Annotated in this window: 4 protein-coding genes; 2 read left to right on the top strand and 2 right to left on the bottom strand. The window is 44.0% G+C overall.

Annotation, left to right across the window (positions count from 1 at the left end):
• Nucleotides 1-40 precede the first annotated feature (40 nt).
• Complete coding sequence (locus RMO35_RS21055; protein ID WP_309743936.1) at nucleotides 41-439, bottom strand: DUF1877 family protein; 399 nt, start codon at nucleotides 437-439, stop codon at nucleotides 41-43.
• 252 nt (nucleotides 440-691) lie between these two features.
• On the opposite strand from RMO35_RS21055, the gene RMO35_RS21050 reads away from it, so the two are divergent.
• Together RMO35_RS21050 and RMO35_RS21045 are read left to right on the top strand one after the other, a co-directional pair.
• Entirely contained in the window at nucleotides 692-2,734 is a 2,043-nt protein-coding gene (locus tag RMO35_RS21050) for a hypothetical protein (RefSeq protein WP_309743934.1), read from the top strand.
• A 17-nt stretch (nucleotides 2,735-2,751) separates the two neighbouring features.
• Complete coding sequence (locus tag RMO35_RS21045) at nucleotides 2,752-3,120, top strand: hypothetical protein (RefSeq protein WP_309743932.1); 369 nt, start codon at nucleotides 2,752-2,754, stop codon at nucleotides 3,118-3,120.
• 11 nt (nucleotides 3,121-3,131) lie between these two features.
• Here the strand turns inward: RMO35_RS21045 and RMO35_RS21040 are convergent.
• A partial coding sequence (locus RMO35_RS21040) for an ATP-binding domain-containing protein (protein WP_309743930.1) occupies nucleotides 3,132-3,342 on the bottom strand: 211 nt, incomplete at its 5' end.

Below are 3,342 nucleotides of genomic sequence, written 5' to 3'. Positions count from 1 at the left end.
TCAACAGTGATTCGATGTTTGAATTGAGTCGCCCACACAGTCAGAGATGAATACCTAATTGGCGTTGCAACAGAACGTGCCTCCCTGCATCGGCGGCGCGATCGGACAACTCGCGCACTTCCTGAAACCACGACCATGTGTACTCGTAACCCTCGTCGCCGATGGAAAAACCGTCGTAGTCCTCTTGGTCGATCCAAAAATACCGATCGCGAAAGGCATTTTCTGTGATGCTGCGCAACGCAGCGGCAATCTGCTTGACTTCCCAAGGCATCTTTAGACTCATTATGTAGTCATCAAGATCGTAGAGCACCTCTCCGCCAAGAATGACATGGCTAAGCGGAAACGTCCCGCTGTCCCGATCGATAAAGTCGGATCTGCTACACGTTAGTAGGGGCGATTTATGAAGTGGTTGAATTAAGCGGTAGGAAGTTCCACCCAAAACCCAAACCAGCAAGTTCGGGGAATCCCCTAGCTATAATTTTAACCTTAAGTTGAAAAGTATTGTGGGGAGAGAGTTTGGGCTGTTTTCGTCATAGGTAGCTTCGGGGAATGGGTGGGGGCTAATCTGGATACATCGACGGAAAACAAACCGAACGAACTAAATAAACGAAAGGAACAGCAATGTAACCGCAAAATCCATCGTTTTATATTTAGCCTCACCTAGCTACTTACAACCTCGACCGTGTACATCATGATGGAATTCGCTCGTTTTAACAGACTATTGCAGGCGCATGTTGCCACCATATTTAAAAGTCAATCCACGCTTTTTGTCACAGACCTAGACAAAGACAAGTTATGGAATCTTTACCTAGATAGTTTTCCAGCCGGAACGAATCAACTCTTCCGCCAACGTCGCGAATATGACTGTAGCTGTTGCCGAAATTTTGTCAAATCTTTCGGGAACGTGGTGGCAATACAGAACGGTCGAATTGTCACGATCTGGGATTTTAAAACCCATGATAGTAAATACCAACAGGTAATCGACGCACTTGCCGATTTTGTGAGATCGGCTCGAATTCGCGACGTTTTTGTTACCAAAGAATCTGGATTTGGAACCGACAAAAACCACGAAAGACTTGAAGACGGAACGGTTCGCGCTTGGCATCATTTTCGAGTCGATCTACCCCGAAAATTTATTAATACTTCGTCCAAATCTGAAGCGTCTGTGATGGCTGAATATCGGGACGTGAAGAATGTTTTCGCGCGCTCTCTGACAGAGATTTCACGAGATGCGATCGAAACAGTTCTCGATCTAATCGCTCAGAATTCACTCTATAAAGGCGAAGAGTGGCAGGGTGCGCTAGAACATTTTCGCAATTTACATATTGCCGATCGGGCATTGCCGGACACCGAACGGGATAATTATTGTTGGCAGACATCCGTTGCAGTTGGTGGCGCGGTTGGCAAAATTCGGAATACTTCAATGGGTGTATTGCTGACAGACATTACCAATGGAGATGACTTGAATGAAGCCGTGCGTAAATATGAAGCGATCGTCGCACCCACGAACTACATGCGTCCGCAGGCAATCTTTACCAAAAAAACGATCGAACAGGCTCGACAAAAAATCTCAGAACTGGGGTTGTTAGAGTCTTTAGAGCGGCGGTTGGCCACGATCGAAGATATTACGGTCAATAACATTCTATTTGCTAACAAAGACACCTTAAAACAGATGTCAGGCGATATCTTTGCCGAATTAAAAAAAGCAGCGGTAGCCAGTCCGAAACAGTTCGAGCGAGTTGAAGAAATTCCGGTAGAGCAGTTTGTTAAAAACATTCTCCCCAGACTGACAAATGTTGAAGTGTTGCTGGAAAATCAGCATATACCCAATCTTGTCTCGTTAATCGCACCGCAGGTGACAGAAAGTCCGTCAATGTTTAAATGGGATAATGGTTTCTCATGGGCATATAATGGCAATATTACCGATAGTATGAAGCAACGGGTTAAAGCGGCTGGTGGTAATGTTGACGGGGTTTTGCGCTTCTCATTGCAATGGAATGATAATGGCGATAATCAAAACGATTTTGACGCACATTGTGTAGAGCCAAACAACAATCATATCTATTATCCCAATAAAGGACAAAAGCATCCATCGACTGGAATACTCGACGTAGATATCATCCATCCCGATCGTACTCAGGTTGCGGTCGAAAATATCACTTGGACAGATATCTCTAGAATGCAAGAAGGCGTATATACGTTTTATGTTAACAATTACAGCCATCGGGGCGGGCATTCTGGTTTTACTGCCGAACTTGAATATGATGGACAAATTCATACTTATGCCTACGATCGGGAACTCCGACAAGGTGAGAATATTATTGTTGCCAAAGTTAAGTTTAGTCGTAAGAATGGGATCGATATTATCGAATCATTACCGTCCTCTACATCCTCTAAAACAATTTGGGATATTCAAACGAATGAATTTCATCCCGTATCGGTTTGTATGTTTTCGCCTAACTATTGGGACGAACGAACCGGGATCGGACATCGGCATTACTTCTTCATGTTAAAAGGCTGCCAAAACACTACCCAACCCAATGGCTTTTTTAACGAGTTTTTACGTGAAGATCTTTTGCAGCACAAACGAGTTTTTGAAGCTTTGGGAGCAAAAATGCGGGTCGCCCCCTGCGAAAATCAACTTTCTGGGCTGGGATTTAGTTCGACCAAACGTAATGCCTTAGTCTGTAAACTGCAAGGTCATATTAATAGAACGGTCAAAGTTATTTTTTAATAATAAGGAGAAGAACTATGTTTGAAAAAGCTGTCCGGCTTAAATTACGCTTCACTCACAAAGGATTATGCACTGTAGAAGATTTATGGGATCTTCCTTTAGATTCCCTAGATCGCATATTTAAGGAGTTAAATACCAAGCTGAAGACACAGAAAGAAGAAAGCCTGCTGGCAACTCGGAGTAAAGAAGATGAGATTCTCGATCTCAAAATCTCGCTCGTCAAACATATAGTCGAAGTGCGGTTATCCGAGCAAAAAGCGCGCAAAGATCTAGCAGCTAAGTTGGCAAAAAAACAGAACTTGCTGGGAATTATTGCCGAAAAACAAGATAACGCCTTACGCGATCTGTCTGTCGATGATTTGACGAAACTTGTCGATGAACTATAACATTGGAAGACCTAATCTGGCTGATAAGCGCGTGTACCTTTTGCCAACTTGGTTTTGTCTGACAGCCAACCCGTTGGCGAAGCCTCTCGTAAGAGAATTGCCTTGTTCGATCCAACCACAATTGCTAACTTCTTCGCCCGCGTCAGTCCGGTATACACCAAATTCCGCGATAGCAATAGATAGTGCTGCATGTAGAGCGGCAAAATCACCACTGGATACTCC

It is taken from the genome of Chamaesiphon sp. OTE_20_metabat_361 (assembly GCF_031364565.1).
Note: the sequence above shows the minus strand (reverse complement) of the source record. Positions and strands in the feature narration are given on the sequence as shown.